Origin of the sequence: Streptomyces sp. NPDC087844 (genome assembly GCF_044742785.1) — a bacterium.
Classification (GTDB): domain Bacteria; phylum Actinomycetota; class Actinomycetes; order Streptomycetales; family Streptomycetaceae; genus Streptomyces.
Genome location: NZ_JBIUVD010000005.1, coordinates 53,699 through 74,500, shown reverse-complemented (window position 1 = coordinate 74,500; position 20,802 = coordinate 53,699). Strand labels below are relative to the sequence as shown.

The following is a 20,802-nucleotide window of genomic DNA, read 5'->3' as shown; positions in this document are numbered from 1 at the left end:
CCATGACGTCTTCGAAGCGAGACCGCACCAAGGCCCTGCCCCAGGACCTCCAGGAAGCGATGCGCCGCCGCCTCGCCGGCCGGGCCGCCGCCCGGCAGGGCATCCCGCACGCCGACCGCACCCGGCCGCTGCCCCTGTCCTTCGCCCAGCAGCGGCTGTGGTTCCTGGACCGGCTGCGCCCCGGCGACGCCCGCTACAACAGCGCCGTCGCCCTGCGTCTGACCGGCCCGCTGGACCACACCGCCCTCTCCCGCGCCCTGGACAGCGTCGTCGAGCGGCACGAGGCGCTGCGCACCACCTTCGAGGAGAGCGACGGACGGCCCGCGCAGACGGTACGGCCGGCGGCTCCGGTGCCCCTGCCGGTGGCCGACACGCCGTCGTACGCGCTGGAGGCGGCGCTGCTCGCGGAGTACGAGCGCCCCTTCGACCTGGGCGCCGGTCCGCTGCTGCGGGCCCTGCTCCTGCGTGAGTCGGACACCTCGCACACCCTGCTGCTGACGGCCCATCACATCATCACCGACGGCTGGTCGATGGGGATCGTGCTGGAGGAACTGTGCGCCGTCTACGACGCCCTGGCCCGGGGCGCGGTGCCGGAGCCGGGGCCGGTGGCGACGCAGTACCCGGACTTCGCGGCATGGCAGCGCGAACAGCTCTCCGGTCCACGGCTGGAGCGCGAACTCGGCCACTGGACAGCGCAGTTGTCGGGTGCCGTCGCGTCGCGGCTGCCGTTGGACCACCCCCGTGACGGTGCGGAGTCCGGTGGGGGCGCCGTACGCACCTTCGCCGTGCCCGCGGCGACCACCGCACGGCTGCGGGAGCTGGCGGCCGAGCAGCACACCACGCTGTTCACCTCCCTGGTCGCCGCCTGCCAGGCCCTGCTGGCCCGCTGGTCCGGGCAGGACGACATCACCGTCGGCTCCCTCACCCCGGGCCGCTCCCGCACCGACCTGGAACGTACCGTCGGCTTCTTCGCCAACACCGTCGTCCTGCGCACCCCCGTCGACGCGAACGGCTCCTTCCGCGACCTGCTCGGGGTGGCCGCGACCACCGTCAACGACGCCTTCGCGCACGGCGACACGCCGTTCGAGCGGCTGGTGGAGGCCGTGGGCGTGACCCGCGAGGCGGGCCGCAACCCCCTGTTCGACGTGATGGTCCTCCTCCATCCGGCGCCGCCCGCCGCCCCCGCCCTGCGCGACCTGACCGCCTCCCCGGTCGCGGTGCCCCGGCAGGCGGCCACCTTCGATCTCAGCGTCGAGTTCGTCCCCGACGGGGACGGGCTGACCGGCCTGCTGGAATACCGCACGGACCTCTTCGACACGGCCACCGCGGAACGGATGACCGACCAGCTGTCACGTGCCCTGGAGGGCGCCGCCACCGCGCCGGACCGCCCGCTCGGCTCGCTGCCCCTGCTCGGCCCGGACGAGGCCCGGCGGATCACTGAGGAGTGGAACGCCACCGCGCCTGCGGTTCCCGCCGTCACCTGCCCCGAACTCCTCACCCGGCAGGTGCAGCGCGCGCCGCACGCCACCGCGCTGGTCGCCGGGGAGGAGCGCCTCGACTACGCGACGCTCAACACCCGGGCCGAGCGGCTCGCCCACCACCTCGTCGCCCGGGGTGCCGGCCCCGAACGCCTGGTCGCGCTGCGGCTGCCGCGTACCGCCGACATGATCGTGGCGATCCTCGCCGTCTGGAAGTCCGGCGCCGGTTATCTGCCCCTGGACCTCGCCCTGCCGGAGGAGCGGGTCCGCTTCCTGCTGGACGACGCCCGACCCATGCTGGTGCTGGACGAGACGGCGCTGCGGGCGGTGCCGGGGGCGGGACCCTCGGCCGGCTCCGGGCCCGGGTCCGCGAAAGCGACTCCACCGGAGGCCGACCCGGGCGGGCGCCGGGGGTCGGCCACTGGTCCGGGCGTGCCTTCCGGCTGGGGTGCGGACCGGGTGGTGCCGCCGGGCACGGCCACGGGTCCGGGCGTGCCGCCGGACCCGGACGTCCAGCCCGGCGCGCCTTCGGACCCGGACGCGCTCTCGGACCCGGGCGCCGACGCGGGCGCCGTACCCCCCGACCCGGACACCACCGCGTACGTCATCTACACCTCCGGCTCCACCGGGCGTCCCAAGGGTGTCGCCGTGACGCACCGGTCGCTCGCGCGTCTGCTGGCCGCGCACCGGGAGGGTTTCGTCGCGGACGCGGGAGGCGGTCCGCTGCGGGTGGCGCTGACCGCGTCGTTCTCCTTCGACACCTCGCTGGAGGGCGTGCTGCTGATGGCCGACGGCCACCCGCTGCACCTGGTCGACGAGGCGACCCGGCTCGACGCCGCCGCGCTGGTCGAGTACGTCGTCGAGCACCGCGTCGACTTCCTCGACCTGACCCCGTCCTACCTGCGCCAACTGCTGCCCGCCGGACTGCTCACCGACCCGTGCCACCACCCCCGCGTCCTGATGCTCGGCGGCGAGGCGATCGGCCCCGGTCTCTGGCGCGAGCTGGCCGGACACCGGGGCGTGGCCGCGTACAACTTCTACGGCCCCACCGAGTGCACGGTCGACGCCCTGGCCTGCCGTATCGAGGGGGAGGGGCGCCCCCTGGTGGGCAGGTCGCTGCCCAACGTCCGCGCGTACGTCCTCGACGGCCTCCTCCAGCCGGTGCCGCCCGGCGTAGGCGGGGAGCTGTACCTGGCGGGCGAGCAGGTGGCCCGCGGATACGCCGGCCGGCCCGGGCTGACCGCCGCGCGCTTCCTCGCCGACCCGTTCGGCCCGCCCGGAACCCGTATGTACCGCACGGGCGACCTGGCCCGCTGGACCGCCGACGGACGCCTCGACTACCTCGGGCGGGCCGACGACCAGGTGAAGGTACGCGGCCATCGCATCGAGCCGGGAGAGGTGGAGGCGGCCCTCCTGGACCTGCCGGACCTCACCGGCGCCGCGGTCGTCGCGCTCCCCGACACGCACGGTCAGCTGCGGCTCGCCGCCTATGTCGTACCGGCCGAGGGCGCCGAACCGCCCACCGCCACGCGGCTGCGGGCCGACTGCCGACGCGTCCTGCCGGACCACATGGTGCCGTCGTCGTTCACCGTGCTCGACGCGCTGCCGATGACCACCAGCGGCAAGCTGGACCGCCGTGCCCTGCCCGCGCCCGACCTGGAAGCGGCCCCGCACGAGCGGGAGTTCGTCGCACCGCGCACCCCGGACGAGGAGACGCTGGCCGGTGTCTGGGCGGAGGTGCTGGGTGTCACGCGAGTGGGCGTCGCCGACAACTTCTTCGAACTCGGCGGCGACTCCATCCTCAGCATCCAGGCCGTCTCCCGCGCCCGCGCGGCCGGCCTGCACCTGACCTCGCGGGACGTGTTCCGCCACCAGACCGTCGCCGACCTGGCCGCCGCCGCGTCCCTGCGCACCGCGGAGACCCCCGCGCCCCGCCGGCCGAGCGAGGACGGGCCCGCCCCGCTGACCCCGGTTCAGGAGTGGTACGCCGCCACACACGGCGACCGGGACGGCCGGCTGCGGCCCTTCAGCATGTCGATGCTGCTCGACCTGCCGTACGACGTCGACGAACCGGCCCTGGAACGCGCCGTGGAAGCGCTGGCCGCCCACCACCCGGCGCTGCGCACCCGCTTCGCCCGCAGCGGCGGGACCGGCGGGACCGGCGGGACCGGCCGGCCAGGAGAGACCGGTGACAGCGGTGACAGCGGTGACAGCGGTGACACCGGTGACGTCTGGCGGCAGCACCCGGGCGAAGGACCTGCCACCGGGTTGCTGACCCGTCACGACCTGTCCGGCGCCGCGGACCCCGCACAGGCCCGCCTCGCGGCCGCCGACACCGCCCGCGCCGCCCTCGACCCGGCGACCGGCGCCCTGCTGCGCGCCGCCCTGTTCCTGCCCCCACCCGGCGAACGCCCCCAACTGCTTCTCGCAGCACACCACTTGGCCGTGGACAGCGTGTCCTGGCGGATCCTGCTCGGCGACCTGCGGCAGGCCTACCGGCAGACGGCAGCGGGCGAGGCGATCCAACTGGAGCCCGTCGCGACGGCGTTCACCGACTGGGCCGCGCACCTCGCCCGCCTGGTGCGGGCCGGCGACCTGGACGACGACCTGCCGTACTGGACCACGGAGGCCGCCCGGCCCCGTACCCCGCTGCCGGTGGACCGCCGAGGAACCCCGCTCGCCGGAACCGTGCGCACCGTCCGTACCCGAGTGGACCGCGCCACCACCGAGGCGTTGTTGCGCCGGGTGCCCGCCGCCTACCGCACGCAGGTCAACGACGTCCTGCTCAGCGCGTTGAGCAGAGTCCTCGCCGACTGGACGGGCACCGGGCAGGTGACCGTCGCCCTGGAGGGCCACGGGCGCGAGGACCTGATACCGGGGGACGTGGACCTGTCCCGCACGGTGGGCTGGTTCACCTCCCAGTACCCCGTCACCCTCACCCCGGCCGGAACGCCGGCCGCACCCGACTGGGGCGGCACCCTGAAAGCAGTCAAGGAACGCCTGCGGGCCGTGCCCCGGCGTGGAGTGAGCTACGAGGCGCTGGCACGCCTGGGTTCACCCGACCCGGCCGCCCGTGCCCTGCGCGAGCTGCCGCTGCCCCAGGTGTGCTTCAACTACCACGGGCAGTGGGACACCACCGCCGGAGCGGACTTCGCGCCGGCCGCCGAAGTGCCCGGCCGGGACATGGCCGCCGACGAACCCCTCGACCACCTGCTCGACATCTCCGCCGTGGTCGCCGACGGCGAGCTGGAGATCACCTGGCACTACAGCGACCAGACCCATGAAGCGGACACCGTCGGGGAGTTGGCGCGGGACATGGTGGCGGCGCTCGCCGCGATCGCCGAGCATTGCGGCCGTCCCGGCGCGGGCGGTCGCACCCCCTCCGACTTCCCCCTCGCCCGCCTGGACCAGGCCGCCGTGGACCGCCTCGTCGGTGACGGCCGCGCGGTGGAGGACCTGCTGCCGCTCACCCCGCTCCAGGAGGGCATGCTCTTCCACCGCCTGGTCGGCGGCGCGGACGACGTGTACGTGGACCAGGCCGCCCTGCTCCTCGACGGCGTGGCCGACCCGCACACGTTCGGCCTGGCCTGGCAGCGGGTCACCGACCGCACACCGGCGCTGCGGACCTCGGTCGTGTGGCAGGACGTGCCCGCGCCCCTCCAGATCGTGCACCGGAACGTGCGGGTGCCCCTCACGCGGCTCGACTGGCGGGACGCGGACCCGCGCGAGCGCGCCGACCGCTTCGACCGGCTCCGCGCCGACGACCTCGCACACGGCATCGACCTCGCCTCGGCACCGCTGATGCGGCTGACCCTCGTGCGGCTGCCCGACGCCCGGCTGCACCTGCTGTGGACCTCCCACCACCTCATCCTCGACGGCTGGAGTCTGGCCCAGGTGCTGACGGAGGTGTGCGAGGAGTACGCGGCGCTCACCGTCGGCGCTGAACCGAGCCCGCCCGTGCGCCGGTCCTTCGCCGACTACGTGCGCTGGCTGGCCGACCAGGACGCCGAGGCCGCGCGTGCGCACTGGCGGGAAACCCTCGGCGGCTTCGCCTCTCCCACGCCGCTGCCCGTCGACCGGCCCCTGACCGGCACGCACGAGAGCCGGTCGGCGGACGTCCACACGGCCGAGCTGTCCGACGCGGTGTCCGCGACGCTGGCCCGCACCGCGCGCGACGCCGGACTGACCGTGAACACAGTGGTGCAGGGCGCCTGGGCGCTGCTGCTGGCCCGCCACAGCGCCGAGCCGGACGTGGTGTTCGGCACGACCGTCTCCGGCCGCCCCGAGGAACTGCCCGGCGTGGAGTCGATGGTGGGCATGTTCATCAACACCGTGCCCACCCGCGTCCACGTCGACGGCCACCGCCCGGCCGCCGCCTGGCTACGCGAACTCCAGGACGTACAGGCCGAGTCACGGCGGTTCGCCGCCGCCTCCCTGGCCGAGCTGACCGCCCTGAGCGGCGTGCCGTCCGGCACCCCGCTCTTCCACAGCATGGTCGCCTTCGAGAACTACCCCTTCGACGCGGCCCGCACCTCCGGCTCCGGAGTGCGGCTGGTGGACGTCGCCTCCCGGGACGCCACCAACTATCCGCTGGTGCTGCGCGCCTACCAGGGTGAGCGGCTCGGCTTCGACCTGGCCTACGACCCGGACCTCTTCGACGCCGACACCGTCCGGGCGCTCGCCGACCGCCTCCGGCTGCTCCTCACGCAGATCGCCGAGCATCCCGACCGCCCGCTGCGCGCCCTGGCCTGGACGACCGCCGAAGAACGCCGCCGCATGCTGGTCGACTTCAACGGCACCGAGCACGGCCGGCCGGCGGACACCCTGGTGGACCTGTTCGAGGCCCAGGCCGCCCGCACCCCCGACGCCGTCGCCGTCACCTGCGGCGAAGACCGCCGCGACTACGCCACGCTCGACGCGGCGGCCGGCCGCCTCGCCCACCGGCTGGCCGAGGCCGGCGCCGGGCCCGAGCGGTTCGTGGCCCTCGCCCTGCCCCGCTCGACCGACCTCGTCGTGGCGATCCTGGCCGTGCTCAAGACGGGCGCCGCCTATCTGCCCATCGACCCGAAGCTGCCCGCCGAGCGCGTCGCCCAGCTGCTGGACGACGCCGCTCCGGTGACCCTGGTGACGACCACGGAGGCCGCCGGACGCGTGCGGGCCACCGGGGTCCCGCTCCTCGTACCGGACGCCCCCGACGTACGGGCCGACCTCGCCCGGCGCCCCGCCACCGGACCCGCGCAGGACCGCCGCCCCCTGCCGGAGAGCCCCGCCTACGCCATCTACACCTCCGGCTCCACAGGCCGCCCCAAGGGCGTGGTCGTCCCGCACGCCAACGTCGTGCGCCTGTTCAGCCGCACGCGTCACTGGTTCGGCTTCGACGAGTCGGACGTGTGGACCCTGTTCCACTCCTACGCCTTCGACTTCTCGGTCTGGGAACTGTGGGGCGCCCTGCTGCACGGCGGCCGGCTCGTCGTCGTCCCCGACGACACCGCCCGCTCCCCGGAGGACTTCCTGCGGCTGCTCGCCGACGAGCGGGTCACCGTCCTCAACCAGACCCCGTCCGCCTTCTACCCACTGGCCCGCGCCGACGCCGAACACCCCGAACTCAGCGCCCGACTCGCCCTGCGCACCGTGGTCTTCGGCGGCGAGGCCCTGGACGTCGACCGCCTCGCCGAGTGGTACGCGCACCACCCCGACACCGCGCCACGCCTGGTCAACATGTACGGCATCACCGAGACCACCGTGCACGTCACCTACGAGCCGCTGGAGCGCACCACGGCCCGCACAGGCGCCGCGAGCCCCATCGGCACCGGCATACCCGACCTGCGGATCCACGTCCTCGACGGCGACCTCGCCCCCGTACCGCCCGGAGCCGTGGGCGAGATGTACGTGGCGGGGGAGGGCCTGGCACGCGGCTACCTGAGAAGGCCCGGCCTGACCGCGACGCGCTTCCTCGCCGACCCCTTCGGCGTACCGGGGGAGCGGATGTACCGCACCGGCGACCGGGCCCGCCGGCGGGCCGACGGCACGCTGGAGTACCTGGGCCGCGCCGACCAGCAGGTGAAGATCCGCGGCTACCGCATCGAACCCGGCGAGATCGAGGCCGTCCTGCACACCCACGCGGGCGTCGGCGACGCGGCGGTGGGCGTGTACGAGGACGGCTCGGGCACGCGCCGGCTGGTGGCCCACGTCGTCGGCCGGGGCGGCGCCGAACCGCAGGCCGCCACCGAACCGCCGCCCGCCGCCGAACTCCGCGCCCACCTGGAGCGGCTGCTGCCCGCGCACATGGTGCCCGCCGCCTACGTGCCGATGGCGGCCCTGCCGCTGACCGTCAACGGCAAACTCGACCGGCGCGCGCTGCCCGCCCCCGGACCGGACGGCTTCGCCACGGACACCGAGCGCGTCGCGCCGCGCACGCCCGCCGAGCGTGCGGTCGCCGCCGCCTGGGCGGACGTCCTCGACACCGACGAGGTGGGAGCCGACGACGACTTCTTCGCCCTCGGCGGCGACTCGATCCTCGCCGTCCGGGTCGTCTCACGGCTGCGCGCCGCCTTCGGCTCGGAGGTCTCACCCCGACTGCTGTTCACCCACCCGACGCTGTCCGCCCTGGCCGCCGAACTCGGCGACCGCGCGCGGAACGGCACCGCACCGGCCGACGTCATCCCGGCCGTGGACCTCGACGCCCCCGCGCCCCTGTCGTACGCGCAGCAGCGGCTGTGGTTCCTCGACCGCTTCGAGCCGGGCAGCACCGAGTACACGACCCTGTCCGTGCTGCGCCTGCGCGGCACGCTCCATGCCGACGCCCTGCGTGCCGCCCTCGACGGACTGGTCGCCCGGCACGAGGCGTTGCGCACCACGTTCGCCGAAGCCGGGCAGGACGGCCGGGCCCGGCAGATCGTCCACCGGCCGTACCCGGTGGACCTGCCGCTGGACGACCTCACCGGCGCCCGCGACCGCCTGGACGCCCTCGTGGAACACGAGGCGTCCGTCCCCTTCGACCTGGGCGCCGGGCCTCTTCTACGGGCCCGCCTCGTGCGCCTGGCCGAGGACGAGCACGTCCTGGTCCTGGCCGTCCACCACATCGTCACCGACGGCTGGTCGGCCGGTGTGCTGGGCCGGGACCTGGGCGAGCTGTACACGGCCGCCCGCGAGAGCCGCGCGCCCCGGCTGCCGCACCTGCCCGTGCGGTACGCGGACTACGCGGCCTGGCAGCGCGCCCGCACCGACGAGGTGGACGAACAACTCACCTACTGGCGACGCACCTTGAACGGGATCACCCCGCTGGAGCCGCCCACCGACCGGCCGCGTCCCGCCGTACGCGACCGGGAAGGCGCCCTGGTGACCTTCACCCTCCCCGCCGCGCTCACCGAGCGGCTGCGGAAGACGGGCCGCGAGGCCGACGCCACCCTCTACATGACACTGCTGACGGCCTGCACGGTCCTGCTCTCGCGCTGGACCGACCAGGAGGACATCACCGTCGGCACGGTCACGGCGGGCCGTGAACGGCCCGAACTCCACGACGTGGTCGGCATGTTCGTCAACACCCTGGTGCTGCGCAACCGGGTGGAGCCGGGACTGTCGTTCCGTGCGCTGCTGGAACGGGTGCGCACCAACGTCCTGGACGCGTTCGCCCACCAGGACGTGCCCTTCGAGAAACTGGTGGACGCCCTCCAGCCCGAGCGGGACACCAGCCGCACCCCGCTGTTCCAGGTGATGGTGGCGCTGCACAACCTGGGCGCCGGGACCCTCGACCTGCCGGGCCTGGACGTCGAACCGCTCACGCCCCCGATCCGGTACGCCGCCTACGACCTCGCCTTCGACTTCGTCGAGAATGCCGCGAGTGACGGTGGCGTGAGGGGCTATCTGGAGTACGACACCACTCTGTTCGACGCGGACACCGCCGAACGACTCGCCGTCCGGCTGCGGTTGCTGCTGGAAGCGGCGGTGGAGGACCCGCACCGGGACGCCCGCGCGCTGCCGTCGCTCACGACCGCCGAACAGCGGCAGGTCCTCGACGAGTGGCAGGGCGGGCGACTGCCCGTGCCGGACAGCGACTTCCCCGCCCTGTTCGAGGCCCAGGCGGCCCGCACCCCGTACGCCACCGCCCTGGTGGCCCGGGACGACACGCTCACCTTCGCGGCCCTGAACGAGCGGGCCAACCGGCTGGCCCATCACCTGATCACACTGGGCGTCGGCCCGGAGCGCGTGGTCGCCGTCCGGCTGCCGCGTACCTCGGAGCTGCTGGTGGCCGTGTTCGCCGTGCTCAAGGCGGGCGGCACCCTGCTCTGCCTCGACCCGGACCTGCCCGGGGAACGTGTCGCGTTCCTCGTCGAGGACGCCGCGCCGCACACGGTCCTGACATCCGACACCCTGCGCGGGACGCCCTGGGACGAACTGCCCGCCCACGACCCCACCGACGCCGACCGGCTCGCTCCGCTGCACCCGGACAACGCGGCCTACATCATCTACACCTCCGGCTCCACCGGCCGCCCCAAGGGCGTCACGGTGGAACACCGCCACCTGGCCAACCTCTGCCACGACCACCGGGAAGGACTCGTCGCCCCGCACACCGCCGACGGACGTCGGCTCAAGGCCGCGCTCAGCGCCTCCTTCTCCTTCGACACCTCCTGGGAGGGCCCGCTGCTGCTCGCCCTCGGCCAGGAGGTCCACCTCGTCGACGAGGACGTACGCCTGGACCCGGAGGCGTTCTGCGCCCAGGTCGACGAGCGGGAACTGGACCTGGTGAACGTCACCCCGTCCTTCCTCCGTGAACTCACCGCCGCCGGACTGCTCGCCCCCGGCCGCCACCACCCGCGGGTGCTGCTGGTGGGCGGCGAGGCGGTCGGCCCCGACACCTGGGCCGCACTGTGCGCGGCCCAGGACGACTTCGGCGTCACCGCGTACAACATGTACGGCCCCACGGAGACGACCGTGGACGCCGTCTACGGCCGCTGCGCGGACCACCGCGAACGTCCGGTCATCGGCCGGCCGGGCCGCAACCTGCGCGCCTACGTCCTCGATCGCGCCCTGAGCCCGGTCCCGCCCGGCGTACCGGGCGAGCTGTATCTCGCCGGGGCGCAGGTCGCGCGCGGCTACCTGAACCGGCCGGGCCTCACCGCCGCCCGCTTCATCGCCGATCCGTTCGGAGCGTCCGATCCGGCCGGGGCGCCCGACCCGTCCAGGGCGTCCGACCCGGTCACGGCGCCGGGGGAGCGGATGTACCGCACCGGCGACCGGGCCCGGTGGACCGCGTCGGGGTCGCTGGAGTTCCTGGGGCGGGTCGACGAGCAGGTCAAGGTCCGTGGATTCCGCATCGAGCCCGGCGAGGTGGAGGCCGCGCTGCTCGCGCTGCCGGACGTCACCGACGCCGCCGTGACCGCCCGCGAACACGCCGGGCGCACCATGCTCGTGGCGTACCTCGTGCCCGGCGGGCGGCACGCCCCCTCCGCCGACGAGCTGCGGGTGCGGCTGCGGCGGACCCTGCCGGACCACCTGGTGCCCACCGCGTTCGTGCCGCTGACCCGCATACCGCGCACCAGCGGCGGCAAGACCGACCGCCGCGCACTGCCCGCACCGCCGGCCCAGCCCGACAGCGGCACCCCGTACGTGGCACCCCGCCCAGGCACCGAGGAACGGCTGGCCGCCATCTGGGCCGAGGTGCTCGGCGTGGAGCGGGTCGGCGCCCGGGACAACTTCTTCGCGCTCGGCGGCGACTCCATCCTCAGCATCCAGATCGTCTCCCGCGCCCGCCGGACGGGCCTCGCCCTGACCACCAAGGACGTCTTCCGCCACCAGACCGTCGCCGAACTCGCCCTGCGCGTCGCCGAGTCGGCGCCCCGGCCGACGGACGGTACGGACGACACCCCGCCCGCCGAGGCCCCGCTGACACCGATCCAGCGCTGGTACCTCGACCACCGGCGCCCCGGTGACGCGTTGCGGTTCACCATGACCCAGCGGCTGGAACTGGCCGTCGGCACCGACCTGTCGGCGCTGGAGCGGGCGGTCGACGCCCTCGTGGGCCGTCACCCGGCCCTGCGGACCCGCTTCCGGCACACCGAGGACGGCTGGCACCAGCAGGTGCTGCCGCAGGCACCGCACGCCGTGTTCACGAGCTACGACATATCCCACCTGGACACCCCGGATCTGGAGGCGCAGGTACAGCGCGCGGCGGACGCCGCACAGGGGGCGCTCGATCCCACCGCCGGCCGGGTCGTACGCGTCCTGCTGTTCGACCGGGGCCCGGAGCGCCCGGCCCAACTGCTGTTCACCGTGCACCACCTGGTCGTCGACGGCGTCTCCTGGCGCATCCTGCTCACCGACCTGGAGACCGCCCACCGAGCCGCCGGAGCCGGGCAGCCCGTCGAACTTCCCCCTACGGGCACCTCGTACGGCCGCTGGGCGCAGCGGCTGGAGCAGCACACGCGGTCCGGTGCCCTGGACGCCGGCCTGGCGCACTGGACCCGTACCGCCGCCGCCCCCGCCGACCTGCCCGCCGGGAAGCCGGGCCCCAACACCCACAGCGCCGCCGCCACCGTCACCGTGACGCTGGCGGAAGAGGAGACCGAGGCGCTGCTGCGCCGGGTGCCCGAGGTCTACCGCACGCAGGTCAACGACGTGCTGCTCAGCGCGCTCGGCCGCACGCTGGCCCGCTGGTGCGGGCGCGACACCGTCCTGGTCGGGGTGGAGGGGCACGGCCGGGAGGACCTGTTCGACGACGTGGACCTGTCCCGGACCGTCGGCTGGTTCACCGCCGAGTTCCCCCTCGCCCTGACCGTCGCACCCGGCGCCGACTGGCGCGCCACCCTGCGCTCGGTCAAGGAGCAGCTGCGCGCGGTGCCGCTGCACGGCCTGAGCCACGGCGCCCTGCGCCACCTCCTGCCGGACAGCCCGCTCGCCGACGCCTCCCACCCGCGGGTCGGCTTCAACTACCACGGGCGCTGGGACGCGGGCAGTGGTACCGAGGACGGTCTGTACCGAAGGGCGGCGCTCCCGTCGGCCGGCCGCGACGCCGACCCGGACGAGACCCGCCCCTACCTGCTGGACATCACGGGCGTGGTCCAGGAGGGACGGCTCGAACTCGGCTGGACCTACCCGGCGGCCGTCTACGACGAGTCCACCGTGCGGCACCTGGCCGAGCAGATGTGCGCGGCGCTCCGCGACATCGTGGCCCACTGCGCGCAGCCGGACGCGGGCGGCCGTACCCCCTCGGACTTCCCCCTGGCCGGTCTCTCCCAGCGGCAGCTCGACCGGCTGGTGGGCGACGGACGGCAGGTGGCCGACGTCCTGCCGCTGACGCCCCTGCAGTCCGGCATGCTCTTCCACGGACTGGTCGACACCGCCGGGGCCTACTTCGACCGTACGGCCGTACGGCTGACGGGAGTCGCTGACCCGAAGGCGTTCGCGGCGGCGTGGCAACAGGTCGCCGACCGCACCCCGGTCCTGCGCACCGACGTCCACTGGCAGGGCCTGCCCCACCCCGTCCAGGTCGTCCACCACCGCGCGGAACTGCCCGTCACCCACCTGGACTGGCGGACCCTGACCGGCGAGCAGCGTGCCGCCGCCACGGAGCGGCTGCTCGCGGCGGACCGGGCGGCGGGCATGGAGCTGACCAGCGCACCGCTCACCCGGATCACCCTGGCCGCGCTGCCCGGTGACGAGGTCCTGCTGCTGTGGTCCTCCCACCACCTCATCCTCGACGGCTGGAGCACCGGGCAGCTGCTCACCGAGGTGTGTGAGCGGTACGCCGCGCTCACCGGCGGCCAGGACTCCGCACCGCCCGTGCGGCGGCCGTTCGCGGACTTCGTACGCTGGCTGCGGGAACAGGACGAGGACGCGGCCGAACGCCACTGGGCCGACACCCTCACCGGTGTCACCGAACGCACCCCGCTGCCGTACGACCGCACCCCCGCCGAGGCACACCGGGCGCGTTCCGCCAGGTCCGTCCACCACGAACTGGACGGGGACGTGTCACAGCGGCTGCGGGAGACGGCGGCCCGCGCCGGACTGACCGTCAACACCGTCGTACAGGCGGCCTGGGCGCTGCTGCTGGCCCGCTACAGCGGGCGCGACGACGTCGTCTTCGGTACGACCGTCTCCGGACGGCCCGCCGAACTGCCCGGCGTCGACACCATGATCGGCATGTTCATCAACACCGTGCCCACTCGGGTACGGGTCCGGGGCGACGGCGTCCTGCCCTGGCTGCGGGGTCTGCAGGAGGCGCAGAGCGAGGACCGGCGCTTCGACTTCCTCTCCCTCGCCCGGATCCAGGCGCTGACCGAAGTCCCGGCCGGCCAGCCCCTGTTCGACAGCATGGTCGTGTTCGAGAACTACCCGGTCGACGAGTCGGCCGCCGCCCGGACGGGTGTGGGCGTGGCCGAGGTACGCGCCGACGACGCGACCACCTTCCCGCTGTGCCTGCGCGCCCACCTGAGCGACCGGCTCGGCTTCGACCTGGCCTACGACCCCGCCTTCTTCGACCGCACCACGGTGGAACGGGCGACAGTCCGCCTGGCCACCCTGCTCACCCGGTTCGCCGACGGCGTCGACGGCGCGGTCGGCGATCTCGATCCGCTCACCGCCGGGGACCGGCGACTGCTGGAAGCGTGGAACACCACCGCCCGCCGGGTGGAGCCGCGCAGCCCGGTGGACCTGTTCGCCGAGCAGGCCCGCCGCACCCCGGACGCGCTCGCCCTGGACGACGGCGACCGGCGGCTGACCTACCGCGAACTCGCCGACTGGTCCGACCGGGTGGCGTCCCGGCTGCTCGCCGGCGGCCTCGCCCCCGAGGACGGGGTGGCCCTGCTCATGGACCGCTGCGCCGAACTCGTCGTCGCCCAGCTCGCGGTCCTCAAAGCGGGCGGCGCCTACGTGCCGGTCGACGGCCGCGCCCCCGAGGAGCGGCGCCGGACCATGCTCGCGCAGGCGAACGTCAGGTCCCGGCTCAGTGCCGAGGACGTCGCCGCGGTTCGCCACGCCCCTCGGACGGGAACAACACCCGAACCGGCCCCCGTTGCGGGAGCGGTGACCGTGCCGGCGGATCCCGACCGGCTGGCCTACGTCATGTTCACCTCCGGATCCACCGGCCTGCCCAAGGCCGTGGCGGTACGCCACCGCGACGTGGCGTCGCTGGCCACCGACAGCCGCTTCACCGACGGCGTGTGCGCCCGTGTGCTGCTGCACTCGCCGGTCGCGTTCGACGCCGCCACCTTCGAGGTGTGGGCGCCCCTGCTGACCGGCGGCTGCGTGGTCGTGGCCCCCGGGGAGACGGTGGACGCGGCCCTGCTGCGGAGGCTGATCGGTACGGGCCCGCGAGGCGCGGGCGACGAACAGGCCGGCCCTGACGGCATCGGCCGTTCCGGCGCTGGTGGGCGTGCCGAGACCATCGGGCGCTCCGGTGCCGGCCTGCGCGCCGAGACGATGGGAACGTCCAAGGACGGCGGGCGCGTCGGCGGGGTCGGGCGTTCCTGCGACGGCCTGCGAGACGCGCGCCTCGGGCGGGCCGAGGATGTCGAGTGCTCGGACGGTGGCGGGCGTGTCGCCGAGGTCGGGCGTTCAAGTGACGGCCCGCGCGGCGCGGATCTCCGGCGGCCCGTGGAGATCGGGCGCTCCGGCGACGCCGGCCTGACCGCCGTGTGGCTGACAGCCGGTCTCTTCCGGCTGCTGGCGCAGGACGCGCCCGACGCCTTCGCCGGCCTTCGCCAGGTGTGGACCGGCGGCGACGTGGTCCCCGCGGCGGCCGTACGACGCGTCCTGACCGCCTGCCCCGGCCTGACCGTGGTGGACGGCTACGGACCGACCGAGACCACCACCTTCGCCACCTCCCACGCGCTCGCCGACGCCGCGGCCGTCCCCGACACCGTTCCCGTCGGCAGGCCGCTCGACGACAAACGGGTCCACGTCCTGGACGCGCGGATGCGCCCCGTCCCGCCGGGCTGCGCGGGCGAGCTGTACATCGCCGGCGAGGGCGTGGCACGCGGCTACCTGGGCCGCCCCGGTGAGAGCGCGCGCCGCTTCCTCGCGGACCCCCTGGGCCCGCCCGGCACCCGGATGTACCGCACCGGCGACCTGGCCCGGCGCCGCCCGGACGGCACGGTCGAGTTCATGGGCCGCGCCGACGACCAGGTGAAGATCCGCGGCTTCCGGGTGGAGCCGGGCGAGGTGGCCGCCGCGCTGGCGCCCCACCCCGGTGTCGCGGACGTGGCGGTGGTGGCCCGCGAGGACCGGCCCGGCGCCCGCCGCCTGGTCGCCTACGTCGTCGGCCCGGCAGGGGACGACCCGGACGAGCTGCGCGCGTACGCCCGCCGCTCGCTGCCCGACTACCTGGTGCCCTCCGCTTTCGTCGCGCTGACGGCCCTCCCGCTGAGCGGCAACGGCAAGGTGGACCACGCCGCCCTCCCGGCTCCGGAAGGGGACACCGGCCCGGGACAGGGCACGCGGACCGCACCGCGCACGGAGGCCGAACGCCGTACCGCCGAGGTCTTCGCCGACGTACTGGGCGGACGACCGCCGGGCGTGGAGGACGACTTCTTCGCGCTGGGCGGCGACTCCATCCTCAGCATCCGCCTGGCCTCCCGCCTCGCCGAGGAGTTCGGCACCACCCTCTCGCCGCGGGTCGTCTTCACCCACCCGACGCCCGCCGCGCTCGCCGAACTGCTCACCGGGGACCGGACCGCGGACGAGGAGCGTGCCGTCATCACGCCGGTGGCCCGGGACGCGACGGCACCGATGTCGTACGCGCAACAACGCCTATGGTTCCTGGAGGAGTTCGCACCCGGCGGCACCGAGTACGTCACCGCCCTGGCACTGCGCCTGCGCGGCCGGCTCGACGCACGGGCGCTCGCGGCGGCCCTGCGGAAGCTGGTGACACGGCACGAGTCGCTGCGTACCACCTTCGACGCGGTGGACGGCAGGGGCGTACAGATCGTCCAGCCGCCGCAGGAGGTACCGCTGCCGCTCCACGACCTGTCCGAGCTGCCGGAGGGCGAGGGCACGGCCCACCTTGAGAAGCGGCTCGCGGCCGACCGCGCGCTCCCCTTCGACCTGCGCGAAGGCCCCCTGCTGCGCACCGGCCTGATCCGGCTGGCCGACGACGAGCACGTCCTGACGCTCACGCTGCACCACATCGTCACCGACGGCTGGTCGACCGCCGTCCTCACCGGCGATCTCGCCCACCTCTACCGGGCCGAACTGGACGCGGCCACCGGGCCGTTGCCACCGCTGCCGGTCCAGTACGCCGACTACGCCCACTGGCAGCGCACCACCAGCGGACATGACCGGCAACTGAGCTACTGGAAGGAGCAGTTGGCGGACATCGAGCCGCTGGACCTGCCCACCGACCGGCCCCGCCCGCCCCTCCGCACCCGGTCCGGTGCGACCGCCCGGCTGACCCTGCCGTCCGGCGTCGCTCGCCGCCTCGGACAGGTGGGACGGGACCGGGGAACGACCCTCTTCACCACGCTGGTCGCCGCCGCCCAGACCTTCCTGGCCCGGCTGTGCGGCAGCCAGGACGTCACCGTCGGCACTGTCACCTCGGGCCGGGACCAGGCCGAGATACAGCACCTGATCGGCTTCTTCGTCAACACCCTGGTGCTGCGCTCGCGGGTCGACGCCGAACGTCCCTTCGCCGAGTTCCTCGACGACGTCCGGCGGACCGTGCTGGACGCCTTCGCCCACCAGGAGGTGCCGTTCGAGCAGGTGGTCGACGAGGTGCGTCCGGTACGCGACACCAGCCGGACCCCGCTGTTCCAGGTGATGGTCGTCCTGCAGAACACCCCGGCCGCCGGCCTCGATGTGCCGGATCTGGAGGTGTCCGCCGTCGAGACGGAGCTCCAGCACGCGGCGTTCGACCTCACCCTGGAGTTCGCCGAGACGGACTCCGGCGCGCTGGAGGGCCTGCTCACCTACAACACCGACCTGTTCGACGCGGCCACGGCCGAGCACCTCGCCGATCAGCTGGCCACCCTGCTGACCGCCGTGGCGGACGACCCGCACCGCTCACTCGGCGCCCTGCCGCTCGCCTCCGACGAGGAACTGAAGTCCCTGCTGGAGCAGGGACGTGGCACGGCCCGGCCGGTACCGGTGGCGACGCTGCCCGAGCTGTTCGAGCGGCAGGTGGCCGCCACCCCCGACGCCGTGGCGTTGGAGGACGCCGGACGGCAGCTGTCGTACGCCGAACTCGACCGTGCCGCCGGCCGGCTCGCGCACCGGCTGATCGCCCGCGGGGTCGGCCCCGAGGACGTCGTGGCCCTCGCCCTGCCCCGCGCCGCCGAGACGGTGGTGGCGCAGCTCGCCGTCGCCAAGGCGGGCGCCGCCTTCCTGCCCGTCGACCCGAACTACCCGGAACAGCGGCGGGAGTTCATGGTCCGCGACGCGGGCGCCCGGGTGATCCTCGACGATCCGTCGGAGATAGCGGAGACAGCGGGGATATGGAGGGCGGACGACTCGGACAGCACGCCCGGCGACGCGGTCCGCGCCACCGCCCTCACGCCCGACCATCCCGCGTACGTCATCTACACCTCCGGGTCCACCGGGACCCCGAAGGGCGTCACGGTGACACACCGGGGCCTGGCGGGCTTCGCCGCGGCCGCCGCCGAGCGGTACGCGGCGGGCCCCGGCGACCGGGTCCTGCAGTTCGCCTCACCCAGCTTCGACGCCTCCGTCCTCGAACTGTGCGTCTCCCTGCTCAGCGGCGCCACCCTCGTCACAGGGGAGGAAGGGCCGCTGATCGGCGAGCGGCTGGCCCAGGTGCTCGCCGAGCGCCGCATCAGCCACACCCTCGTCCCACCGGCCGCGCTCGCCACCGTGGCACCGGAGACCGCCGGGCACCTGCCGCATCTGCGCACCCTGATCGTCGGCGCCGAGGCCTGCCCGGCCGACCTCGTGGAGCGGTGGGCGCCCGGCCGCCGGATGATCAACTCCTACGGGCCCACCGAGGCCACCGTCGTCGCCACCTGGACCGGCCCGCTGAGCCCGGCGGGCGGCGCACCGCCGATCGGCCGCCCGGCCGGCGCCACCCGCGTGTACGTCCTCGACGCCGCCCTGCGACCCGTCCCGCCCTGCGTGACCGGGGAACTGTACGTGGCGGGCCCGGGACTGGCCCGCGGCTACCTCCACCGGCCGGGCCTGACCGCCCGGCGGTTCGTCGCCGACCCGTTCGGTGCGGCGGGGGAACGCATGTACCGGACCGGCGACCTGGTGCGCTGGGGCGCCGACGGCGAACTGCGATTCGTCGGCCGCGCGGACGACCAGATCAAGCTGCGCGGCTTCCGTATCGAACCGGGCGAGACGGAGAGCGCGCTGCGCCGCAGCCCGTACGTGCGCGACGCGGTGGTCATGGTCCGCACCGACGGCCCGGACGGGCAACCGTCGGACGGTCACGGGCGGTTGGTGGCGTACGTCGTCCCAGCAGGCGGTGACGAAGGCGCTGGAGCTGGAGCTGGAGCTGGAGCTGGGTCTGGAGCAGGCGCCGATGCCGATGTCGTCGCGCAGGGGCTGCCTGTCGCCGCGCTGCGCGAAGACCTCGCCGCGCTGCTGCCCCCGCACATGGTGCCGTCCGTGTTCGTGCCGCTGGAGCGGCTCCCGCTGACCCCCAACGGCAAGACGGACCGGCGGGCCCTGCCCGCACCCGGCCCCGAGCACACCGCCGTCGCGGCCGGCCCGCGCACCGCGCCCCGTACCAGCACCGAACGCCGCATCGCGCAGGTCTGGACCGACGTCCTCGGCGTGGAGGACATCGGCGTGGACGACAACTTCTTCGTCCTCGGCGGCGACTCGATCCTGAGCATGCAGGTGGTCTCCCGGCTCCGGCGCGAGGGCCTGCACCTGGCCACCCGGGACCTGTTCACCCACCAGACCGTCGCCGAGCTGGCCACCGTCGTCGGCACCGCCGCCCAGCACACCGGCGACGGCCCGGCGACCGGCGCGGTGCCCCTCACTCCGATCCAGGAGTGGTTCCTGAGCACACCGCGCGCCGACCACACCCACTTCAACCAGTCGGCACTGCTGGAACTCGACGCCGCACCCGACCCCGCCGTCCTGGGCATCGCCCTGGACGCGCTGATGGAACACCACGACGCGCTGCGCATGCGCTTCACCGAGGAGGCCGACGGCTGGCACCAGTTCAACCCGCCGCCGCGAGAAAGCGAGGAACTCCTCGTCAGGTACGACCTGTCGGGCCTGCCGTCGAAGGAGGCGGACGCGGCCATGAAGGAGGCCGCCGACGATCTGCACACCGGTTTCGATTTGGGCCGGGGACCGCTGCTGCGGGCAGCCCTGTTCACCGGCGCGGGCGCGGAGGGGACGGCCTTCCTCCTCCTGGTCGCCCACCACCTGGTCGTGGACGCCGTGTCCTGGCGCATCCTCACTGACGACCTGGAGGCCGCCTACCGGCAGGCCGCGCGCGGCGAGCCCGTCCGCCTGGGGGAGCGCACCACCTCGTTCCGCGACTGGGCCCGCAAACTCGCAGGGCACGTCGCCGACGGCGGCCTGGACCACGAACTGGCCTACTGGGAGGAGGCCGTGAGCGTCGGACACCTCCCGGTCGCCGCCGCACCCGATCCAGCCGCGCAGGAGGCCGGATCGTTCACCGTCGAACTGGGGGAGGAGGACACGGAGGCACTGCTGCGTGCCGCGCCGGCCGCCTACCGCACCCGCGTCAACGACGTCCTGCTGGCCGCGCTGGCCCTGGCGCTGGCACGCTGGACCGGAAGCGAACGCGTCCGCCTGGACCTCGAAGGGCACGGCCGCGAGGACCTGCTCGACGACGTGGATCTCTCCCGCACGGTCGGCTGGTTCACCACCATCCACCCGGTCGTCCTCCAGGTGTCCGAACCGGACCGCCCCGGGCCCGCCCGGAACTGGCGCTCCCTGGTGAAGTCGGTACGCCGCCAACTGCGCTCCGTACCCGGCAACGGGCTGGGCTTCGGCGCCCTGCGCACCTTCGGGCCGCCCGAGGTACGCGAACGGCTCGGCGCAGCCGCACACGGGCAGGTGGTCTTCAACTACCTCGGCCAGTGGGACGCCCGCCCCGCCGCCTCGGACGGCGGTCTCGTACGTACCGAGCACGGCTCCTTCGGCCAGGACCACGACCCGCGGGACAGCGGTTCGCATCCGCTGGAGGTGGTCGGCGCGGTACGGGACGGACGCTTCGCCTTCACCTGGCACCACCACTCGGGGACATCCGACCCGGCGACCGTGCGCCGCGTCGCCGGGGACTTCGCCGAGGCACTGAGCCACATCGCCCGGCATGCCAGGCGGAGCCTGTGACCTCACCACGACCGGCTCCGTCACGACCGAATCCACCACGACCGGCTCCACCCACGACAGG

At 74.5% G+C, this 20,802-nt stretch carries 1 protein-coding gene; it reads left to right on the top strand.

Going from position 1 to position 20,802, the window contains the following annotated elements; genetic code table 11:
- Positions 1-2: 2 nt before the first annotated feature.
- Positions 3-20,741: a non-ribosomal peptide synthase/polyketide synthase gene (locus ACIOKD_RS12335; RefSeq protein WP_402081880.1), complete on the top strand. Its 20,739-nt coding sequence runs from the start codon at positions 3-5 to the stop codon at positions 20,739-20,741.
- Positions 20,742-20,802: the final 61 nt, after the last annotated feature.

Excerpts from the sequence above, each read along its gene's own strand:
- ACIOKD_RS12335 (WP_402081880.1), top strand. The coding sequence starts at position 3 with ATGACGTCTTCGAAGCGAGACCGCACCAAGGCCCTGCCCCAGGACCTC.